The 16,060-nt window shown below is 61.4% G+C and carries 11 protein-coding genes; 7 read left to right on the top strand and 4 right to left on the bottom strand.

All coding sequences use genetic code 11. The annotated features are described in order from the left end of the window. The first annotated feature begins 55 nt into the window (after positions 1–55). From xdhA to guaD, 4 genes are all read left to right on the top strand, one after another. The gene (xdhA, locus tag QLG10_RS16650; RefSeq protein ID WP_282487702.1) at positions 56–1,510 is read left to right on the top strand and encodes a xanthine dehydrogenase small subunit; all 1,455 of its coding nucleotides are present in this window, start codon (positions 56–58) and stop codon (positions 1,508–1,510) included. Further along, on the top strand, positions 1,503–3,902 hold the full coding sequence (gene xdhB, locus QLG10_RS16645; protein ID WP_282487701.1) for a xanthine dehydrogenase molybdopterin binding subunit: 2,400 nt from the start codon (positions 1,503–1,505) through the stop codon (positions 3,900–3,902). The genes xdhA and xdhB overlap by 8 nt, the downstream gene beginning before the upstream one ends. A 139-nt stretch (positions 3,903–4,041) precedes the next feature. Continuing rightward, positions 4,042–4,899, top strand: coding sequence for a xanthine dehydrogenase accessory protein XdhC (xdhC, locus tag QLG10_RS16640; RefSeq protein WP_033045249.1), 858 nt, complete (start codon positions 4,042–4,044; stop codon positions 4,897–4,899). Between the two features lie 8 nt (positions 4,900–4,907). Beyond that, positions 4,908–6,212, top strand: coding sequence for a guanine deaminase (gene guaD, locus QLG10_RS16635; protein ID WP_110749501.1), 1,305 nt, complete (start codon positions 4,908–4,910; stop codon positions 6,210–6,212). Between the two features lie 150 nt (positions 6,213–6,362). On the opposite strand, the gene QLG10_RS16630 is transcribed toward guaD, so the two are convergent. Further along, a complete protein-coding gene (locus QLG10_RS16630) occupies positions 6,363–7,127 on the bottom strand; it encodes a GntR family transcriptional regulator (protein ID WP_020795916.1) in 765 nt (254 codons plus the stop codon). A 223-nt stretch (positions 7,128–7,350) separates the two neighbouring features. On the opposite strand from QLG10_RS16630, the gene QLG10_RS16625 reads away from it, so the two are divergent. Then, entirely contained in the window at positions 7,351–8,541 is a 1,191-nt protein-coding gene (locus QLG10_RS16625) for a benzoate/H(+) symporter BenE family transporter (RefSeq protein WP_282487700.1), read from the top strand. 126 nt (positions 8,542–8,667) lie between these two features. Here the strand turns inward: QLG10_RS16625 and QLG10_RS16620 are convergent, their stop codons facing one another. Next, positions 8,668–9,012 carry a YggL family protein gene (locus QLG10_RS16620; RefSeq protein WP_008056407.1) on the bottom strand — a complete coding sequence of 115 codons (345 nt, stop codon included), beginning with the start codon at positions 9,010–9,012 and terminating at the stop codon, positions 8,668–8,670. Positions 9,013–9,244: 232 nt separating this feature from the next. On the opposite strand from QLG10_RS16620, the gene dacB reads away from it, so the two are divergent. Further along, positions 9,245–10,705 carry a D-alanyl-D-alanine carboxypeptidase/D-alanyl-D-alanine-endopeptidase gene (gene dacB, locus QLG10_RS16615; protein WP_188265158.1) on the top strand — a complete coding sequence of 487 codons (1,461 nt, stop codon included), beginning with the start codon at positions 9,245–9,247 and terminating at the stop codon, positions 10,703–10,705. Between the two features lie 126 nt (positions 10,706–10,831). Here dacB and QLG10_RS16610 read toward each other — a convergent pair whose 3' ends face one another. Beyond that, the gene (locus QLG10_RS16610) at positions 10,832–13,231 is read right to left on the bottom strand and encodes a GGDEF domain-containing protein (protein ID WP_110749507.1); all 2,400 of its coding nucleotides are present in this window, start codon (positions 13,229–13,231) and stop codon (positions 10,832–10,834) included. A 133-nt stretch (positions 13,232–13,364) separates the two neighbouring features. Here QLG10_RS16610 and QLG10_RS16605 point away from each other — a divergent pair, with 133 nt between their 5' ends. After that, on the top strand, positions 13,365–13,520 hold the full coding sequence (locus QLG10_RS16605; protein WP_158539239.1) for a hypothetical protein: 156 nt from the start codon (positions 13,365–13,367) through the stop codon (positions 13,518–13,520). On the opposite strand, the gene rlmKL is transcribed toward QLG10_RS16605, so the two are convergent. Next, on the bottom strand, positions 13,507–15,777 hold the full coding sequence (gene rlmKL / locus QLG10_RS16600; protein WP_110749508.1) for a bifunctional 23S rRNA (guanine(2069)-N(7))-methyltransferase RlmK/23S rRNA (guanine(2445)-N(2))-methyltransferase RlmL: 2,271 nt from the start codon (positions 15,775–15,777) through the stop codon (positions 13,507–13,509). The two genes, QLG10_RS16605 and rlmKL, sit on opposite strands and share 14 nt — an antisense overlap. Between the last annotated feature and the right edge of the window lie 283 nt (positions 15,778–16,060).

Here is a 16,060-nt window from a genome sequence, read left to right as displayed (position 1 = left end):
CTGCTAAATTCGGTTCATGGCGGTTAACAACAATAATGAGTCTGCGAGGCCTTCCGTGATCCAGTTTTTACTCAACCAGGAACTCCGTAGCGAGCACGCCCTGGACCCGAACCTGACCGTGCTCAATTATCTGCGCGACCATGTGGGCAAACCCGGCACCAAAGAAGGCTGCGCCAGCGGTGACTGTGGCGCGTGCACCGTGGTGGTCGGCGAATTGCAGACCGATGATGCGGGCCGCGAACACATTCGCTACCGCAGCCTCAACTCGTGCCTGACGTTCGTTTCGTCATTGCATGGCAAGCAACTGATCAGCGTCGAAGACCTCAAGCACAAGGGCGAACTGCACAGCGTGCAGAAGGCCATGGTCGAGTGCCACGGCTCGCAATGCGGGTTCTGCACCCCGGGTTTCGTGATGTCGTTGTTTGCCCTGCAAAAGAACAGCGATGCACCGGATCAGCACAAGGCCCACGAAGCCCTGGCCGGCAACCTCTGCCGCTGCACCGGCTATCGGCCGATCCTGGAAGCCGCCGAGCAGTCCTGCTGCGCTAAACAGCCGGATCAGTTCGATGCCAACGAAGCCCAGACCATTGCCCGGCTCAAGGCCATCGCGCCGAGCGATATCGGCGAACTCAACAGTGGTGACAAGCGTTGCCTGGTGCCGTTGACCGTGGCCGACCTGGCCGACCTCTACGATGCTTATCCACAGGCCCGGCTGCTGGCCGGCGGCACTGACCTGGCGCTGGAAGTGACTCAGTTCCACCGCACGTTGCCGGTGATGATCTACGTCGGCAACGTCGCCGAAATGAAGCGCATCGAACGCTTCGACGACCGCCTGGAAATCGGCGCCGCCACCGCCCTCTCCGACTGCTACGAGGCCCTGAAGGCCGAGTACCCGGACTTCGGCGAACTGCTGCAACGCTTCGCCTCCTTGCAGATCCGCAACCAGGGCACCCTGGGCGGCAACATCGGCAACGCCTCGCCCATCGGCGACTCGCCGCCCCTGCTGATTGCCCTGGGCGCGCAAATTGTCCTGTGCAAGGGCGAGACCCGCCGCACCCTGGCCCTGGAAGATTACTTCATCGATTACCGCGTCACGGCGCGCCAGGAAAGCGAGTTCATCGAGAAGATCATCGTGCCTCGCGCCAGCGTCGAACAGCTGTTCCGCGCCTACAAGGTGTCCAAGCGCCTGGACGATGACATTTCGGCCGTGTGCGCGGCGTTCAACCTGCGGCTGGAAAACGGTGTGGTCGCCGATGCCCGCGTGGCCTTCGGTGGCATGGCGGCCATCCCGAAACGCGCCAACAGTTGCGAAACCGCGCTGATCGGTTCGCCCTTCAACAGCGCCACCGTTGAGCGTGCCTGCGCTGCCCTGGCCGAAGACTTCACACCGCTGTCGGACTTCCGCGCCAGCAAGGAATACCGCCTGCTCAGCGCACAAAACCTGCTGCGCAAATACTTCATCGAACTGCAAACGCCGCACATCGAGACTCGGGTGACCGCTTATGTCTAACCATCACGCCGTAGAGAAGACCCAGGCCGAACTGGCTGAATTGTTCGCCAAGGACCTGACCACCGGTGTCGGCCGCAGCGTCAAGCACGACAGCGCCGCCAAGCATGTGTCCGGTGAAGCGCAGTACATCGATGATCGCCTGGGGTTTGCGAACCAGCTGCACGTGTACGCCCGCTTGTCCGACCGCGCCCATGCCCGGATCATCAGCATCGACACCTTGCCGTGCTATGCCTTCGAAGGTGTGCGCATCGCCATCACCCACGAAGACGTGCCGGGCCTGAAGGACATCGGCCCATTGCTGCCGGGCGATCCGTTGCTGGCGATCGATACCGTGCAGTTCGTCGGTCAACCCGTGGTGGCCGTTGCCGCCAAAGACCTGGAAACCGCACGCAAGGCGGCGATGGCCGCGATCATCGAATACGAAGACCTGGAACCGGTGCTGGACGTGGTCGAGGCCCTGCGCAAGCGCCACTTCGTGCTCGACAGCCACACGCACCAGCGCGGCGATTCGGCGACGGCGCTGGCCACCGCCGAACATCGCATCCAGGGCACGCTGCACATCGGCGGGCAGGAACACTTCTACCTGGAAACCCAGATTTCCTCGGTGATGCCCACCGAAGACGGCGGCATGATCGTCTACTGCTCGACCCAGAACCCCACCGAAGTGCAGAAACTGGTGGCCGAAGTGCTGGACGTGTCGATGAACAAGATCGTTGTCGACATGCGCCGCATGGGTGGCGGTTTTGGCGGCAAGGAAACCCAGGCGGCGAGCCCGGCGTGCCTGTGTGCGGTGATTGCGCACCTCACCGGCCAGCCAACCAAGATGCGCCTGCCGCGGGTCGAAGACATGCTGATGACCGGCAAGCGCCACCCGTTCTATGTCGAATACGACGTGGGCTTCGACAGCACCGGACGCCTGCACGGCATCAACCTGGAACTGGCTGGCAACTGCGGCTGTTCGCCAGACCTGTCGGCGTCGATCGTCGACCGCGCGATGTTCCACTCGGACAACTCGTATTACCTGGGCGACGCGACCGTCAACGGTCATCGCTGCAAGACCAACACCGCGTCGAACACCGCCTACCGTGGTTTTGGTGGCCCGCAAGGCATGGTCGCCATCGAAGAAGTGATGGACGCCATCGCCCGTCACCTGGCGCTGGATCCACTGGCGGTGCGCAAGGCCAACTACTACGGCAAGACCGAGCGCAACATCACCCATTACTACCAGACCGTCGAGCACAACATGCTCGAGGAAATGACCGCCGAACTGGAAGCGAGCAGCCAGTACGCCGAGCGCCGCGAAGCGATCCGTCGCTATAACGCCAACAGCCCGATCCTGAAAAAGGGCCTGGCGCTGACCCCGGTGAAATTCGGCATTTCCTTCACCGCCAGCTTCCTCAACCAGGCCGGCGCCCTGGTACACGTCTACACCGACGGCAGCATCCACCTGAACCATGGCGGCACCGAGATGGGCCAGGGCCTGAACACCAAAGTCGCGCAAGTCGTGGCCGAGGTGTTCCAGGTAGAAATGGACCGCGTGCAGATCACCGCGACCAACACTGACAAAGTGCCGAACACTTCGCCGACCGCGGCCTCCAGCGGCGCCGACCTGAACGGCAAGGCCGCGCAGAATGCCGCTGAAACCATCAAGAAACGCCTGGTGGAATTTGCCGCGCGGCAATACAAGGTCAGCGAAGAAGACGTGGAGTTCCACAACGGCCACGTGCGGGTTCGCGATCACATCCTGACTTTCGAAGCGCTGATCCAGCAGGCGTACTTCGCCCAGGTATCGCTGTCGAGTACCGGGTTCTACAAGACCCCGAAAATCTATTACGACCGCAGCCAGGCCCGGGGGCGTCCGTTCTATTACTACGCCTTCGGTGCAGCCTGCTGCGAGGTGATCATCGACACCCTGACGGGCGAGTACAAAATGCTGCGCACCGACATCCTCCACGACGTCGGCGCTTCGCTGAACCCGGCCATCGACATCGGCCAGGTCGAGGGTGGTTTCATCCAGGGCATGGGCTGGCTGACCATGGAAGAGCTGGTGTGGAACAACAAGGGCAAGCTGATGACCAACGGCCCGGCCAGCTACAAGATCCCGGCCGTGGCGGACATGCCGCTGGACCTGCGGGTCAAGCTGGTGGAAAACCGCAAGAACCCGGAAGACACGGTGTTCCATTCCAAGGCCGTGGGCGAACCGCCGTTCATGCTCGGCATCGCCGCCTGGTGCGCGATCAAGGACGCCGTGGCGAGCCTGGGCGACTACCGGCATCAACCGAAGATCGACGCGCCAGCGACGCCGGAGCGGGTGTTGTGGGGCTGTGAGCAGATGCGCCAGTTGAAGGCGGCAAAGGCTGTCGAGGCGGAGACCGAGCTGGCTTCGCTCTAGGACCGAGGTGCCTGGATCGCCAGCAAGCCGGCTCCTACGGATCGGTGGTGTATCGCGATTCTGCGACTGACACAGAACCTGTAGGAGCCGGCTTGCTGGCGAATACGGCCGAACAGACAACGAAGATGTCGAGGTGAACATGTACAACTGGATCGACGCCCTCGCCGACCTGCAAAACCAGGGTGAACCCTGCGTGTTGGTGACCATCATCGAAGAGCTCGGCTCGACGCCGCGCAATGCTGGCTCGAAGATGGTTGTCAGCGCCCACCAGGCCTTCGACACCATCGGTGGCGGACACCTGGAATACAAGGCCATGCAGATCGCCCGCGAAATGCTCGCCAGCGGCAAGCAGGACACCCATCTCGAGCGCTTCAGCCTCGGCGCCAGCCTGGGCCAGTGCTGCGGCGGCGCGACCGTGTTGCTGTTCGAACCGATGGGCCAGGTCCAGGCGCAGATCGCCGTGTTCGGCGCCGGCCACGTCGGCCGCGCGCTGGTACCGCTGCTGGCCAGCCTGCCCTGCCGGGTGCGCTGGATCGACTCGCGGGAAGACGAATTCCCGGAACAGATTCCCCACGGCGTACGCAAGATTGTCAGCGAAGAACCGGTGGATGAAATCGACGACCTGCCCGCCGGCAGCTACTGCATCGTCATGACCCACAATCATCAGCTGGACCTCGAACTCACCGCCGCGATCCTCAAGCGCAATGACTTCGCTTATTTCGGCCTGATTGGCTCTAAAACCAAACGGGTGAAGTTCGAACACCGCCTGCGCGACCGCGGCTTCGACAGCAGTGTCGTGCAACGCATGCGCTGCCCGATGGGCATCGGCGAAGTCAAAGGCAAACTGCCTGTGGAAATCGCCATCTCCATCGCAGGCGAGATCATCGCCACTTATAACGCCAGTTTCGGCCAGCAAACGTCCCGCGCCGAACCGATTGCCAAGTTGCTGCCCGTTTCTCGCCGCAGCCAGGCCACCAACTTGAAAGCCTCAAATTGAGAACTGACATGCCCCTGACTCGCAAAGCCTACCGCGCCGCCATCCTGCACAGCATCGCCGACCCCGCCGAAGTCGGGATCGAAGCTTCCTATGAGTATTTCGAGGACGGCTTGCTGGTGATCGAAAACGGCAAGATCAGCGCCCTTGGTCACGCCAGTGAACTGCTGCCAACGCTGCCGGCCGATATCGAGATCACCCATTACCAGGATGCGCTGATCACCCCGGGCTTCATCGACACCCACATCCACCTGCCACAAACCGGCATGGTCGGCGCCTACGGCGAGCAACTGCTGGACTGGCTCAACACCTACACTTTCCCCTGTGAAAGCCAGTTCGCCGACAAGGCCCATGCTGACCAGGTGGCGGACATTTTCATCAAGGAACTGCTGCGCAACGGCACCACCACCGCGCTGGTGTTCGGCAGCGTGCATCCGCAATCGGTGAACTCGTTCTTCGAAGCTGCCGAGCAACTGGACCTGCGCATGATCGCCGGCAAGGTGATGATGGACCGCAACGCCCCGGACTACCTGACCGACACCGCCGAATCCAGCTACGTTGAAAGCAAGGCGCTGATCGAGCGCTGGCACGGCAAGGGTCGCCTGCACTATGCGGTCACCCCGCGTTTTGCACCGACCAGCACCCCGGAACAACTAACCCTGGCCGGCCAGTTGCTGACTGAATACCCGGATCTGTACATGCAGACCCACATCAGCGAAAACCTCAAGGAAATCGAGTGGGTCAAGGAACTGTTCCCGGAGCGCAAGGGCTACCTGGACGTCTACGACCACTACCAGTTGCTCGGCGAGCGCTCGGTCTTCGCCCATGGTGTGCACCTGTGCGATGACGAGTGCGCGCGACTGGCAGAAACCGGATCGGCCATCTCGTTCTGCCCGACTTCCAACTTCTTCCTTGGCAGCGGCCTGTTCAACCTGCCGATGGCCGAGAAGCACAAGCTCAATGTCGGCATCGGCACCGATGTAGGCGGCGGCACCAGTTTCTCGCTGCTGCAAACGCTAAATGAAGCCTACAAGGTCATGCAGCTGCAAGGCGCGCGCCTGAGCCCGTTCAAGTCGCTGTACCTGGCTACCCTCGGCGGCGCCCGCGCGCTGCGTCTTGAAGACAAGATCGGCAATCTGCAGCCGGGCACCGACGCCGACTTCCTGGTGCTGGACTATAACGCCACGCCGTTGCTGAGCTATCGCCTGCAGCAGGCCAATAACATTGCCGAGACGTTGTTTGTGTTGATGACCCTGGGGGATGACCGGACGGTGTTGCAGACCTATGCGGCGGGGAATCTGGTGCATCAGCGCTAGGTTTTTCGGGCATGAAAAATCCCCCGCACTCTACAGTCCGGGGGATTTTTATTGGCTGCCAGAAAGATCAAAGGATCGCAGCCTTCGGCAGCTCCTACATGGAATGCATTCCTCTGTAGGAGCTGTCGAGTGAAACGAGGCTGCGATCTTTCAAAGCTTGGCTGGCGAACGCCCCGGCTTCTTGGTCTGCAGCAAATGCGAGAACACCGCATGCAAATCATCCGACGCACTTTCTTCATCGAGATTGAGCTTGCTGTCGATGTGATCCATGTGATGCATCATCAGGTTCACCGCCAGTTCAGCGTCGCGTTTTTCAATGGCGTCGATCAGTTGGGTGTGTTCGTCGTAGGAGCAGTGGGAACGGTTTCCACTTTCGTACTGGGCGATGATCAGCGAAGTCTGGGACACCAGGCTGCGCTGGAAGCTGATCAGCGGGGCGTTTTTCGCCGCTTCGGCCAACTTCAGGTGGAATTCACCCGACAGGCGAATGCCGGCACCACGATCGCCACGGGAGAAACTGTCGCGCTCGTCGTTGACCATCTGGCGCAATTCGGCAATTTGCTCGGCGGTGGCGTGCTGAACCGCCAGCTCAGTGATCGCACGTTCCACCAGGCGCCGGGCCATGAACACCTGGCGCGCCTCTTCGACACTCGGGCTGGCAACGACAGCGCCGCGATTGGGACGCAGCAATACCACGCCTTCATGGGCCAGGCGCGACAGCGCACGGCGAATGATGGTGCGGCTGACCCCGAAAATTTCCCCCAGCGCTTCTTCGCTCAACTTGGTGCCGGGCGCCAGGCGCTGTTCGAGGATGGCCTCGAAGATATGCGCGTAGACAATATCGTCCTGGGTTCCGCTGCGGCCGGCTTTGCCTGCTCGCGGCTGTTTCTTTAGGGGTTGCAACTGTTCGTTCATGGGCACTCGAGTCGGGAGAACTGCGGCGAATTGACGGTGACTGTAATACGGCACAGTGGGTCGCTGGCAAGTATCGCGTAAAAAACACTGCGATTGTACACAATGGTTGGTGCCAACACGACTGTACGGCTGTTTGTCACTTCCGCTGTATCGCAACGATCCATTACGTTTGAGTTTAGGCTTTAAAGCAGAATCCGCAGCCTTAACAAGGAACAACGCTGTCATGACAGACGCCACGCACACGCAACTGCGCCCCCTGGCCGACACATCGCCGTCGGCCATCGTCGCCGGGTTCATCGCCATGATGACTGGCTACACCAGTTCCCTGGTGCTGATGTTCCAGGCCGGGCAAGCGGCCGGGTTGACCAGCGGGCAGATTTCCTCGTGGATCTGGGCGATATCCATCGGTATGGCGGTGTGCTCGATCGGCCTGTCGTTGCGCTATCGCACCCCCATCACCATTGCCTGGTCCACCCCGGGCGCGGCCTTGTTGATTACCAGTCTGGGTGGCGTGACCTACGGTGAAGCGATCGGCGCCTATATCACTTGCGCCGTGCTGGTGACCATTTGCGGGCTGACCGGCAGCTTCGAGCGCCTGGTGAAAAAGATTCCGGCGTCCCTGGCGGCGGCGTTGCTGGCCGGGATCCTGTTCAAGATCGGCAGCGAGATTTTCGTCGCGGCCCAGCATCGCACCGCGCTGGTGCTGGGCATGTTCTTTACCTACCTGGTGGTCAAGCGCCTGTCGCCGCGTTATGCGGTATTGGGCGCACTGCTGATCGGCACGGCGTTGTCCGGCTTCATGGGGTTGCTGGACTTCAGCGCGTTTCACCTGGAAGTGGCCACGCCTGTGTGGACCACACCGCATTTCTCCCTGGCTGCAACCATCAGTATCGGCATCCCGTTGTTCGTGGTCGCGATGACTTCACAAAACATGCCGGGCATCGCCGTGCTGCGCGCCGACGGTTACAACGTACCGGCCTCGCCGCTGATCACCACCACCGGCATCGCCTCGTTGTTGCTGGCGCCATTCGGTTCCCACGGGATCAACCTGGCCGCCATCAGCGCGGCGATCTGCACCGGGCCACATGCCCATGAAGATCGCAACAAACGCTACACGGCGGCGGTCTGGTGCGGGATTTTCTATGGCATCGCCGGTGTGTTCGGCGCGACGCTGGCAGCGTTGTTTGCCGCCTTGCCCAAGGAGCTGGTGCTGTCGATTGCCGCACTGGCGTTGTTCGGTTCGATCATCAATGGCTTGGGCATCGCCATGAGCGAGGCGAAGGAGCGTGAAGCGGCGCTGATTACCTTCATGGTCACGGCATCGGGTTTGACGCTGTTTTCCATCGGTTCGGCGTTCTGGGGAATTGTGGCGGGGGTGGTGACGCTGGTGATTCTGAATTGGAGTAAAAGCTGAAAGATCGCAGCCTTCGGCAGCTCCTGCATTGAACGCGTGGCCCTTTAGGAGCTGACGAGTGAAACGAGGCTGCGATCTTTTGATCCAAAAAAAACGGCGACTCGAGGGTCGCCGTTTTTTACAACATCAAGCGACCGGATTGATCGGCTTTTCCGGGTACCAGACGTCCAGCAGCGGGCTGACTTCAACGCTGGTCAACTCGGTGCGGCCTTTGAGCCAGGCTTCAACGGCAGCGCGCTGTTCAGCGCTGACCGAGCCACGCTTGATCAGGCAAACCAGACCGTAGTCATCACCGCCGACATAGCCCAGACCGTTGGCTTCCATGGCTTCTTTAAGGAAGGCCTCGAGGAAGGCATCAATGGCTTCTTCGGACAGATCTTCCTTGAAATCCAGGTTCAGTTCGAAACCCAGCTCTTGAAATTCATCGACGCACAGTTTTTTGCGCAGACGCTGGGAACGGTTAGTCGCCATTGGAACAATCCTCTTAAGTAATAACGGGCCGCACTTTAGCAGTTTAAGCCGCCAATTGCCCGATTCTCTGGGCCGCCACGCCTACCGTCGGTAAAAAATAGCCGATTGGAGGCCCCGCGCACGGCACACGCTGCAGCACCTTGGGGCATAATGCCGACACTTTCATGACTACTGAGGGACTTTATCTTCATGCCCTCGTCTTTTTCCCCCTCGGCTGTAGGGTTTTATTTACATGATCAAATCGTTGCGTCCATTGCTCCTGGCCGGCCTGCTTCTCCCCCTGGCCCTCCCCGTTTCTGCTGATCCGATCAACACCAGCCTGTCGCCCAATGTCGAAAAAGCCCTCAAGGCCAGCAAATTGCAGGACAACGCCCTGTCGCTGGTGATGATTCCACTCAACGGCCCCGGCACCCCGACCATTTTCAACGCCGACGTCTCGGTCAACCCGGCGTCGACCATGAAGCTGGTCACCACTTACGCGGCCTTGGAAATGCTCGGCCCCAATCACCAATGGAAAACCGAGTTCTATACCGATGGCACCCTGAGCGGCGGCATCCTCAACGGCAACCTCTACCTCAAGGGTGGCGGTGATCCGAAGCTGAACATGGAAAAACTCTGGCTGCTGATGCGCGACCTGCGCGCCAACGGCGTGACCCAGGTGACCGGCGACCTGGTCCTGGACAAGAATTTCTTCGTGCAACCGCAACTGCCCGAGTTCAACGACGACGGCAACGACGAGAACAAGCCGTTCCTGGTCAAGCCCGATGCGTTGTTGGTCAACCTCAAGGCCCTGCGTTTCGTGGCGCGCAACGATGGCGGCCGGGTGCTGGTCTCCGTGGAACCGCCGATTGCCAGCATCCGCATCGAAAACCAGGTCAAGGCGATCAATTCCAAGCAATGCACCGGCGGCGTACGCTACAACCCGGTGCCCCAGGCCGATGGCAGCGTGACCGTGACCGTCGGCGGTCAGTTGGGTGATGGCTGCAGCTCGCAAACCTACCTGTCATTGCTGGACCACGCGACCTACACGGCCGGCGCCGTGCGCGCGATCTGGAAAGAACTGGGCGGCAGCATCCAGGGCAAGGATGTGCTGGCGGCAACGCCCAAGGACGCCAAGGTCCTGGCCCGGGCCTTCTCGCCGGATCTGGCGGAAATCATCCGCGACATCAACAAATACAGTAACAACACCATGGCCCAGCAACTGTTCCTGAGCCTGGGCCAGAAGTACCGCACCGATGCCGACGCCGACGACGCCAAGGCCGCCCAGCGCGTGGTGCGCCAGTGGTTGGCGAAGAAAGGCATCACCGCGCCGCACCTGGTGATGGAGAACGGCTCCGGGCTGTCTCGTGCTGAACGTGTCAGTGCCCGGGAAATGGCGTCGATGCTGCAGGCCGCCTGGCGCAGCCCTTATGCCGCCGAGTACATCAGCTCGATGCCGATTGCCGGTACCGACGGCACCATGCGCAAACGCCTGAAGACCACCGCGATGCGCGGTGAGGCCCACGTCAAGACCGGCACCTTGAACACCGTGCGGGCGATCGCCGGCTTCAGCCGCGACATCAACGGCAACACCTGGGCGGTGGTGGCAATTCTCAACGACAAGGCACCGTTTGGCGCGTCGTCTGTGCTCGACCAGGTGCTGCTGGACCTGTATCGCCAGCCGAAACTGGCGCAGACCGCTTCGGTTCTGTAAACACACCACAGCCCCCTGTAGGAGCCGGCTTGCTGGCGATAGCGGCACATCATTCAACATTGATGGTGCCTGATACACCGCTATCGCCAGCAAGCCGGCTCCTACAGGTGTCGTGTTCAGGTCGGCTCAGTTCATCTCCCCCTGCACCCGATCCCTGCCTTCCTGCTTCGCCACATACACCCCCGAGTCCGCCCGTAACAACAGCGCATCCGCACCTTCTCCGGGCCGCCAGCTGGCAATGCCGAAACTGGCGGTGACGACGCCTACTTCATCGATCGGCGCACTGCGCAGGCTTTGCCACAACTCCAGTGACAGCAGATGGGCCTGCTTGCCGCCGAGGTCCGGGCAAAGGACCATGAACTCCTCGCCGCCCAGGCGGCAGAACACATCCGAGCGCCGCAGCCGACGACCAATGCGCTCGCACACCGCTTGCAACACCCGATCGCCCACGGCGTGGCCGTACTGGTCATTGATACGCTTGAAGTGGTCGATGTCGAGCATGATCACCGACAGTTCGCCACCACCGCGCTCCACCCGCGCCATCTCGGTGGTCAGGCGTTCCTGGAAATAACGACGGTTGTGGATACCGGTCAGGGAATCGGTGACCGACAGCGCCCGCAGTTCTTCTTCCACTCGCTTGGTGTCGGTAATGTCGGAAATGTAGCCATGCCAGAGCACGCCGCCGCCGGGCAGTTCCTCCGGGGTCGCCTCGCCACGGACCCAGCGCAGGCCGCGCTGGGGCAATTGCACGCGGTACTCCTCGCGCCAGTGGCTGAGGGTGTTGGCCGAGGCGCGGATCGAGGCGCGCACGCGGGTGGTGTCCTGAGGATGAATCCGCGTGAAAATCGCTTCGGCGTTGAGCAATAGCACGTCCGGCTCCAGCTCATAGATCTCGCGAATACCGTCGCTGGCGTAGATCACGCTGAAGCGCCCGTCGAACTCCATCTTGAACTGGTAGATCCCGCCGGGCACATGGGCACTGAGTTTCTTCAACAACAGGTCCCGCGCGGCCAGGGCCTCGTGCACGCGCTTGCGTTCAGTGATGTCGATACAGATCGCCAGGTGCCCGACCCACAACCCCTGCTCGTCGAGGACCGGGGTCGCCAGCATGTTGACGATCAGATGGCTGCCATCGCCGCGTACCAGCGTCCACTCCCGCGCCTCATGGCCACCCTCCTCGCCGCCCTCGACCAGCATCGCGTGACAGGCCGGAACCGGCTTGCCGTAACGCGCACTCAATTCTGCCGAGCGTGCCGCGAGCTCCCGGGGCAAGTGCAGGTTTTCCAGGGTCATGTGCCCGACCACGTCGGCGGCGGTATAACCGAGCATCTGCTCGGCGCCGGCATTGAAGGTGCTGATCACCCCGCGCAGGTCCGTGGCGATGATGGCTACCTGGGTCGCGGCATCCAGCACCCCGCGCAACTGGCCATGGGTGCCGCGCAGTTCCTGTTCGCGGGCGCGCAGCTCCCCGGTCCTTTGCTCGACCATTTTCAGCGCCCGCTGCCGCTGACTGACCAGTACATAGAGCAAGGCGCTGAGCAACACACTGAGCAAGCCACCGAGCACGACCAGCGCGGTCACTGAAGAGTGGTTGGCCTGGAGGAAAGCCTCGCTGGGCCGGATATCAACCTGATAATCATGATCGGCGAGACGTAACAAGCGCGTTGTGGACAAGTCACTGTGCGCTGGCACATTGGGCGATTCAAACAGCACCTCGTGTTGCTCATCGGTGGACAGGTCGAGGATACGCACCGAGAGATAATCGCGACCCGCCTCCGGCAACCCGTCCGCCAGCAACTGGCGCATGCTGATCACCGCCATGACATACCCGAACGGTTTGCCGGTTGCGCCGCCCTTGTTGCTGTGCGGCATGACCGGCGCAACCAACAGTACGCCTCGCGCATAGGCCGGCTCGATATTGACCAGGTGCATCGGTTGCGACACGGCCATGCCCTGATGCTGGTCGGCCCGCTCCAGGGTAGCCCGACGCAGGGGCTGAGCCAGCAAGTCATAGCCCAGTGGCGCACCGAGCTTGCTTTGCGTCTGGCTATACAGCACCGCAACGTACTCATCCCGCTCGCCGGCCAATTGCAGTTGGCCGGCCGCATTGAGTTCGCGCAGGGTGAACCCGCTCAGGCCCTCCTCGCGCGCCCGGTGCTCAAAGGCCGCCCGCTGGTCGTGGCTGACCCGCTCAGCGAACGAATACGCCTGGGTCCGGTGCAACAGGGGTTGGGTGTAGCCGTTGAATTCCGCGTGCGAGACCGTATCGGAGTTGGCAAAGAAGCGGCGCAGGCCATCGAGGCGCTGCTCCTGATCCTGGAAACGTTCTTCGATACGGCTGTAGCGTTCGCTGGCCAGTAACTGGAAGCGTTGACGCAATTGATAGTGAAACAGGTTCAGAGTGGACCAGGCGAGCAATGCCGTGAGAATCGCGCCGACGAGCAAGACCATGAGCGCGACCAGCCCGGCCGAGACATCTTCGCTGATAAAACCCAGGATCTTGGGGCGCACGGCGTACAACGACATAGACGCAACTCAAAACGCCATGTGCGGGAAAGCCCATTGGCCGTGAGTTGAGTTATAGCTATTAGCCACTAATTTGACCAGTGGTGCGGGACCAACAACATCTGGTGCGCATCCCCTCCTGTAGGAGCGAGGCTTGCCCGCGAAGAACGATGATGCGGTGGAGCAGGTACACCGCGGTGTGTGGTTCGCCGACAAGTCGGATCGCCGCACCGCTGTCTCCTACAGGAAGAACGAGGACGCGGTGTGGCAGATGCCCCCCGCGTCCGGCTCGCCTGTCAGCGGGCAGTGATCTTCCACGCGCGATGGATCTTGGCGTTACGGGCAAAATCCGGATCGATGGTCTGGGCGGTAATCTCTTCGATCGCGTAGCGCTCGCTGAGGTTAGGCTCGAGCTCGAACTTGCGGAAGTTGTTGGAGAAGTACAACACCCCGCCCGGTGCCAGCCGCGCCATGGCCAGGTCGATCAGTTGCACCTGGTCACGTTGCACGTCGAAGATGCCTTCCATGCGTTTGGAGTTGGAGAATGTCGGCGGATCGATGAAGATCAGGTCGTACTCTTCACGGCAGGCATCCAGCCAGACCATCACATCACTTTGCTCCAGGCGGTTCTTGTCGGAGAAACCGTTCAGCGACAGGTTGCGACGCGCCCAGTCCAGGTAGGTTTTCGACAGGTCGACGCTGGTGGTGCTGCGCGCGCCGCCCTTGGCCGCGTGCACACTGGCAGTGGCGGTGTAGCAATACAGATTGAGGAAGCGCTTGCCGGCAGCCTCTTTCTGAATGCGCATGCGCATCGGCCGGTGGTCGAGGAACAACCCGGTGTCGAGGTAATCGGTGAGGTTGACCAGCAGTTTCACGCCGCCTTCATTCACCTCGACGAACTTGCCCTGGGCCGCCTGGCGCTCGTATTGCTTGGTACCGCTCTGACGCTCGCGGCGCTTGACCACCACCTGGTTCTTGTCGATGTTCAGGGCCTGCGGGATCGCCGCCAGGGCGTCGAACATGCGCGCCGAGGCCTTTTGCGGATCAATGGATTTCGGTGCGGCGTATTCCTGGACGTGGACCCAATCGTGGTAGAGGTCGATGGCCATGGAGTATTCCGGCATGTCGGCATCGTAGACGCGATAGCAGTCGATACCCTCACGCTTGACCCACTTGCCCAGCGCCTTGAGGTTTTTCTGCAGGCGATTGGCAAACATCTGCCCACCTTCACTCAGGCGCGGTTGCTCGATCACCGGCACCGGGGCTGGCGCAGGTTTGATCGGGTTGCCGTTCTTGTTGTACTGGCGCTCTTGCGGCTCGCTCGGCGCCTGATCGTAGGCCGCCTGCTCACGCTCGGCCTGACGCTGCTCCGGGGTACGACGCTCGCCGGTGACGAATTGATCCGGCAATACCTTGATCAGCAACAGCTTGCACGGCAGAGCGCCGTTCCAGAACGAATACTGCTTGTGGCTACGGATGCCCATGCGCTTGCCCAGGTCCGGAGCACCGGTGAACACCGCGGCTTCCCAGTTGAGGCAAGCCTGGCGCAGACGTTCGCCAAGGTTCTGGTAGAGGTAGAGCAGGCTCGCCTCGTCGCCCAGACGTTCGCCGTACGGGGGGTTACAGATCACCAGGCCTTTCTGGTTCTGGTCCGGACGCGGCTCGAAGGTCGCGACTTCGCCCTGGTAGATCTTGATCCACTCGCTCAGGCCGGCACGCTCGACGTTGTTGCGCCCCGGTTGAATCAGGCGCGGATCGGCTTCGTAACCGCGAATCCACAACGGTGGCTTGGCCAGGCCGGCAGCTGCACGCTCGGAAGCTTCTTCATGGAGTTTTTTCCACAGCGCCGGTACGTGACCGAGCCAGGCAGTGAAACCCCATTGTTCGCGGCGCAGGTTCGGCGCGATGTCGGCAGCGATCATCGCCGCTTCGACCAGGAAGGTGCCGACACCGCACATCGGGTCAGCCAGGGCGCCGCCTTCAGCGGCGATGCGTGGCCAGCCGGAACGGATCAGGATCGCCGCCGCCAGGTTTTCCTTCAGCGGCGCCGCGCCTTGCTGCAGGCGATAGCCACGCTGGTGCAGGCTATGGCCGGACAGGTCGAGGGAGAGGATCGCTTCACCGCGGTCCAGACGCAGATGGATGCGCAGGTCCGGGTTGAGCTTGTCGATGGACGGACGGTCGCCCTGCGGAGTGCGCAGTTTGTCGACGATGGCGTCCTTGACCTTCAAGGCGCCAAAGTGGGTGTTGTCGATACCCGAGCCGTGGCCGCTGAATTCGACGGCCAGCGTGCCGTCATTGAGCATGTGGTCTTGCCACTCGATGTCCAGCACACCGTGGTAGAGGTCTTCGGCGTCTTTCATCGCAAAACGCTTGAGCACCAGCAGGACCCGGTTGGCCAGGCGCGACCACAGGCACAGGCGATAAGCGGTTTCCATGGTGGCCATGCCACGCACGGCGGAAGTGTGCTCACGTGCTTCCTCAAGGCCAAGCCCGACGGCTTCCTCGATGAGCAGGCCTTCAAGGCCTTTAGGGCAAGTGAGGAAGAGTTCGAAACGATCGGACATGAGAATTCGGAGCCTTTGCTGAGTGGAGCGGCAACGCATTGCCGGCCCGGTTTTCAATCAGGCGCTTTTCTCGAAGAGCGCCCGCGTGGCACGAAGGTGTGCCGTTCCACCCTTGCTGCCCGGGTTAAATGAGCTTAGATGCAAGGACAGATAAAAAAGTTGATGCAACAAAATGACATAAGTCGACCCTTCGTCGAATAGTCCGTCCCGGCAACGGGAGGCATTCTCAGCAAAGGATTAACCTGATCATCCAACGCAGGGCCGATCATACCGGGGTTTGGTC

It is taken from the genome of Pseudomonas sp. V98_8 (assembly GCF_029967975.1).
Lineage (GTDB): Bacteria > Pseudomonadota > Gammaproteobacteria > Pseudomonadales > Pseudomonadaceae > Aquipseudomonas > Aquipseudomonas umsongensis.
The sequence above is the reverse complement of the archived record's forward strand: the minus strand, read 5'-3'. Positions and strand labels throughout refer to the sequence as shown.